General features: G+C 43.9%; 5 protein-coding genes. 2 read left to right on the top strand and 3 right to left on the bottom strand.

Annotated features, from left to right (window positions below):
• Positions 1–153: 153 nt before the first annotated feature.
• From ACR2F7_RS05210 to ACR2F7_RS05200, 3 genes are read right to left on the bottom strand one after another with little or no spacing between them, the layout of a single operon-like run.
• Positions 154–837, bottom strand: a complete 684-nt coding sequence (locus ACR2F7_RS05210) for a GNAT family N-acetyltransferase (protein WP_432712531.1) — start codon at positions 835–837, stop codon at positions 154–156.
• Positions 822–1,760: a glycosyltransferase family 2 protein gene (locus tag ACR2F7_RS05205; protein WP_432712530.1), complete on the bottom strand. Its 939-nt coding sequence runs from the start codon at positions 1,758–1,760 to the stop codon at positions 822–824. The genes ACR2F7_RS05210 and ACR2F7_RS05205 overlap by 16 nt, the downstream gene beginning before the upstream one ends.
• A 3-nt stretch (positions 1,761–1,763) precedes the next feature.
• Positions 1,764–2,147: an EamA family transporter gene (locus ACR2F7_RS05200; protein WP_432712529.1), complete on the bottom strand. Its 384-nt coding sequence runs from the start codon at positions 2,145–2,147 to the stop codon at positions 1,764–1,766.
• Between the two features lie 321 nt (positions 2,148–2,468).
• On the opposite strand from ACR2F7_RS05200, the gene ACR2F7_RS05195 reads away from it, so the two are divergent.
• Both ACR2F7_RS05195 and ACR2F7_RS05190 read left to right on the top strand, forming a co-directional pair.
• On the top strand, positions 2,469–4,415 hold the full coding sequence (locus ACR2F7_RS05195; RefSeq protein ID WP_432712528.1) for a polysaccharide biosynthesis protein: 1,947 nt from the start codon (positions 2,469–2,471) through the stop codon (positions 4,413–4,415).
• A gap of 49 nt (positions 4,416–4,464) precedes the next feature.
• The gene (locus tag ACR2F7_RS05190; RefSeq protein ID WP_432712527.1) at positions 4,465–5,139 is read left to right on the top strand and encodes a hypothetical protein; all 675 of its coding nucleotides are present in this window, start codon (positions 4,465–4,467) and stop codon (positions 5,137–5,139) included.
• The last annotated feature ends 690 nt before the right edge of the window (positions 5,140–5,829 follow it).

The raw sequence follows: 5,829 nt of genomic DNA, 5'->3' as shown, positions 1-5,829 counted from the left end.
GTACAGGAAGTGGTGAGCAGGCATTTCTTAAAGCCATAACGTGCTTCAAAAAATCCCTGGCACAGTTGTGTGTATTTGCCATTGCCGGAAATTTTTCCCGTTTGCACAGCATCGTACATATAGTGTGTTTCTTTTCCGGTTAAATGTGGCCTGTTAAAGGGAATCATCGCGATAATAGTGTTTAATAGACGTGCTTTCCAAAATGGTGTAACCTAGTTTCTCGTAAAAGGTGCAGGCATGCTGGTTGACTGCCTGTGTTGGGATCCGGAGTTCGCGCTGCCCTTGGTCAAAAACCACTTGCTCAAGGTGTTTGAACAAAGCCTTCCCGATTTTTTTACCTTGCTGCGCGGGTGAAACGCCTGCTAAGGTGGCCATGGCATAGCCTTTTTCTTGCTGGTAACTGATGAATCCTGCGGTTTCTTCTTGATCGACATAGATAAACAGGTCGGTCGCATTTTCTCCGCTGATGGATTTATCAATCCATGTGCGGTAAAGGCGTGTAAAATCTGCTTCGGGAATGTTGGGATCTAAATTGAAACGGCTAAATTTACCTGTGATATAGGCCAATTGGTATAAATCTTCTACTTGATAAGGTTTTTTGGAGATGGAATGGATCTTTTCATGGCGCGCTCCACTGTCTGTTAGTTCTTTGGTGTAAACGACTTTGTTTTCTGCATAGCGGCAATGGTAGCCTTTTATTTCGGGTATGGTTTCATTTTTGCTTTTGACATAAAGCAAGTCTACCTTAGGAAAGGTTTCTACATGACCATTGTCGAGGGTCAATTCGCCCACCTTTTTGTGGAAAAAATTTGAATCCCATGTTAGTTCCCTGAACATATCATTTCATCTATAATGTAAATGGGTCGGTGTTTGGTTTGGTCGAAGATTTTGCCAATGTAAATGCCGGTAATGCCGATGGTGGTGATGATAACGCCGGATAAAAACCAGATGGAAACAATGATGGAGCTGTAACCTAAAATGGCAATTTCATTGGCCAGGGCCTTATAGAGGTAATAAATGCCCACGATAAAGGCAAGCACGGAAATGGTTAAGCCGAATTTGACAAAGAGCTTGAGCGGTTTGTTGGAAAAGGAGATGATGGCATTAAAGGCCAGGCTAATCAGCTTGCCATAGCTGTAACTGCTGTTGCCGGCATAACGTTCGGCGTGTTCTACGGCGATAGACCTGGAATTGAAGCCTGCAAGGTTGACAAATAAAGGAAAAAACTTAATGTAATCGCAAATGCTCAACACCGACTGTACCACCTTTTGATGGTAAATGCCGAAGTTGGCTACCTGGTTATCGTACTTCACATCTGTGAAATAAGTGTATACAATGGAGAAGACTTTGGAGCCTAGTCTTTTGCTGAAACGGTCGGCACGGTTCACTCTTTTGGCCAACACGATTTCATAACCTTCTTGTGCAGCCGCATATAAACGGACAATTTCTTTGGGCTGGTCCTGCAAATCGCAATCCATCACCACCACCCATTCGCCTTTTGCTTGCGCCAGGCCAGCCATGATTGCCGGGTGTTGCCCAAAATTGCGGCTCAGCCTTAAGCTCTTCACTTCGGGATTTTCATGGCTCAGTATTTTCATTTTTTCCCAGCTTTGATCGGGACTCCGGTCGTCAATTAAGATAATTTCATAGCTGCATTTGAGGGCTAACATGGCCTTTTTGATTTCAGCAACCAATTGCTCAATGATGTGTTCGGCTTTATAAACCGGACTGACAATAGAGATATGGGGTAATACTTCCATCTTTTAGAATTTTACCGTAATCATGCTGCCCAATACAATCAGCAGCAGGCCCAGGATTTTGCCTATGGTGAAGGTTTCTCCTAAAAACAGGGTGCCGATTAAAAAAACAAGGGCAGGGGCAATACTCATAAAGGGATAGGCACGCGTAATTTCAAATTTTGTCATCGCCGCCATCCAGAACAGGGAGGCGATAAAGGCGGAAAGAAAGCCTGAAAGAACCAGTGGGTCTATTAAAAGTTTGAACAAGGCCTGGAGTTTATCGTAAAGGTTTTCTGGTAGCTCGATTTTAAGCTTCGTGATTCGCCATTTGAGCACAATTTGTCCGTAGACTGTGAAAAATAGTGTGCCTACGATATAGAGAAATGGGTAAGCCTGCAAGGTCTTCATAAGAATGAATTTGTAAGTCAGGGTTATTTTTATGGCATCAGCTGTTGCTTAGGATTATATGTAAAAACCTATATGTCAACTGTTTATTCTTGGAAGATGGAAGGTGTGCTATGCTGCTGTTATTATAGTGCTGTTGAGCAATACAGTTTACAACGATTCACATCGCAGATTGTTCACATCCTTTACAAATAATTTTCTGGTCTGCCGTTTGCCGCTCTTGTGTAATCCTGTATAATTTCTTGTGTATTCACTTGTATACCTGAATATTAGATTCTCTTAATTGATTATCATTAAATTTGAAACAGAATTAAAACCATACGAATGTTCGCGAAAATAGAAATTGTGCCCCGCTGGGTTATTTTCACCATAGATATCTGCTTAAGCTTTTTCGCGCTCTTCTTGGGCCATATCCTCCTGGCGGATTTTCAGCTCCAGCACCTTAATTTTCTATCCCTTTATAAGTCTTTTTTAGCCGTTGCCCTCATCAATACCCTCGTGTTTATCAACCTGAAGACGTATAGCGGCATTGTCCGCTTTACGTCTGCTCAGGATTCTTTCCGCATTTTAACCTCGGTGCTCGCTGCATCTACCCTTTTCTTTTTTGCCAATGCCATTGCCATAGCCCTCGGCTTTCCTGCTTTTACCCACAACATCATTGTGGTGGTCTATGCGCTTTTTACCTTTTTGTTTTTAATTACCTACCGCATTATTGTGAAGTACTTTTTTATGTACATCAAAAATGCCAGCCTTGATAAAGTTAGGGTCATCATTTATGGGGCCGGTGATGCCGGTCTGGCCACCAAACGTACTTTCGATCACGACCAGAAGATCAACAAAAATATCATTGCTTTTGTGGATGATGACCTGCGCAAGGTGGGTAAATCTATTGAGGGGGTGATGATTTTAAATGCCGCCGACCTGGAAAACCTGGTGGTGAAACATGAGCTGGATGAAATTATCTTCGCCAGTTATACCATCCCTACGCAGCGCAAAAATGAGGTGGTAGACATTTGCCTGGCCAACCATGTGCGGGTGTTGAATGTGCCTCCCCATGATGCATGGGCCCGTGGTAAGGTGAGTACCGCCCAGATCCAGAACATCAACATCGAAGATCTCCTCAACAGAACGGCCATCAGCATCAATACGGATGGCATACAAATGGAATTGAAAGGTAAAACGGTGCTCATCACCGGGGCCGCAGGCTCTATAGGCAGCGAAATTGTCCGCCAGCTGATGAAGTTTGAAACCGGACCCATCATTATGTGCGACCAGAGTGAAACGGCCCTGCATCATTTATTCCTGGAGATGGAAGAAACCCAGGATGCTTCAAAATTCCACGCCTTTATTGGCGATGTGCGCGATCAGCAGCGCATGGAGTTTTTGTTCTCAACGTTTAAGCCCCAGTACGTATACCATGCCGCTGCTTATAAACATGTGCCTATGATGGAAGATCATCCGGCCGAAGCAGTGAAAACGAACGTATTGGGCACTAAAACCATCGCCGACCTATCGGTGAAACATGGCGTCCTCAAGTTTGTCATGATTTCTACAGACAAAGCCGTGAACCCCACCAATATCATGGGGGCTTCGAAACGGATTGCAGAAATTTATGTGCAGGCACTGAACAATCACCTGCTGAAACCTCACCAGCACTATGAAAATGGCCTGCGCTATTTGAATGAGCCGGGGGCAAGGTCTAACACCAAATTTATTACCACCAGGTTTGGCAATGTGCTGGGCTCGAATGGCTCTGTCATCCCCCGCTTTAAGCAGCAAATTGAAAAGGGTGGCCCGGTTACAGTGACCCATCCGGAGATTACCCGTTATTTCATGACCATCCCCGAGGCTTGTCGCCTGGTATTGGAAGCGGGTTGCATGGGTGATGGTGGTGAAATCTTTATCTTCGACATGGGCGAATCGGTGAAAATTGTGGACCTCGCCAAAAAGATGATCCGCCTGGCCGACCTGGTGCCCAACCAGGATATCAAAATTGAATTCTCGGGTTTACGTCCCGGGGAGAAATTATTTGAGGAGCTGCTCAACGACAAGGAGAATACCATGCCTACCCACCATGATAAAATCATGATCGGTAAAGTCCGCGAATATGTGTTTAACAACATCGACGACCAGATTCATGACTTGTTAACCCATGCTGCCCTCAACGACGACCTGAAGGTGGTGATGCAGATGAAATTTATTGTACCTGAGTATAAGAGTAAAAACTCTAAATTTGAAGCTTTAGACTTGCATAATAATACGCAGAAATGACTAAATTAGGGCTGTTTACCATCCGTGCTTAGACCTAAACCTTTTCGACATGATTTGCAGATCATTGCTTTTACTGCTCCTGTGTGGGCTGCTTTGCACGAATGTTGCTTTTGCCCAACATACACAATTCTATTTTTCACCTCATGCCGCTACGCAGGGCTTCGGTGCAGAGCTTAAATTTGTGCCCCAGCCGGGGCTTAATATCCGTGGTGGTGCCAGTTTACTTCACCTTAAATTCAATACAAGCTACACCGTTCGGGAGGAGCCTGCAGATGCCCGCGTAAAAGTAGACCTGGCTAACCTCCATTTGATGTTCGATGTGCATCCTTTCATCAGTTCTACAACTTTTGCCCGGAAATTTTTGCTCACGGCCGGTATGGCCTACTTCTGGGAGGATGAAGGAAATGCCATCGCCCGCTATAAAGGGACTTATCATTATGAGGGCTTGGAAATGGCAGCTGAAGAAGTAGGGGAGCTTTATGGAAATGTGGCCTGGAAAAAAGCAGCACCCTTCCTGGGCTTTGGCTTTGAAAATCCTCACCCCAGGAACAAAGTGAATATTGGCTTTGCCCTGGGTGCCTATTACATGGGCAAACCGGAGGTGACCGTTACAGGTACCAAATACCTCACCGACACGGAAAGCGATGAAGCGGAATTCCGCGAGAATGTTTCTAACTTTAGGTTTCTGCCGGTGCTGCAGCTGAACCTGAATATTGCTTTGTAGTTTTAAATCATTTTTCTTTAGCTTTAAAATGCGCATCAAGAAGCGGCTTTGCTATTAGCAAGCGATTGTTCTTGTTCCCTTCCTCTATTTAACCCTTCTGCTTTTTTCTTGTTGGTAAGCTAGATGCTGGCTTAGTTACACCTTGCTACGAGAGCGCATCCAATCCACCATGAGTCCAGGGTGAGTCCACCCTTTGTTTGGCGATACGTGGACTCACCGTGGACTCACTGTGGACTCATGGTGGACTCACCCATATTTGGAAATCAATTTCCAGCAAATGACAAGCCTTTAATTAGCAACTGAGCAGCCTTTTATCATTTGTGAAAGAAGATTCATCAAAATATTCCTGCACAAATGATACAGCTTAGCCCGGTATTCCTAAATAGCGTTTACAATCAAAATTTCTTTTTTGATTTTCACGTACTGTTATTGCTCAAATCCTCCTGCTAACATTCCTATTTTTGGCCTCGGAAATATCCTCTGTGCTTTCTTTTGATAAATGGCTGATTTTTAAATGAAATTAAAATTTTGTGGTTTGGAGAATTGGTAATGTTTAACTTTCAGTAAATGATAAATCACATAAAGAGATGGCAACAAGCGACGAAGAAGGAAATTTTAGAGGTAGTGTAGGTAAATTAATTTATCGGAACATTAAAGGAAAAACAATAATACAGTCTAAACCTGCACCAG

It is taken from the genome of Pedobacter sp., assembly GCF_045628745.1.
In the GTDB taxonomy this organism is placed as follows: domain Bacteria; phylum Bacteroidota; class Bacteroidia; order Sphingobacteriales; family Sphingobacteriaceae; genus Pedobacter.
This window is presented reverse-complemented; position numbering and strand designations above follow the sequence as displayed.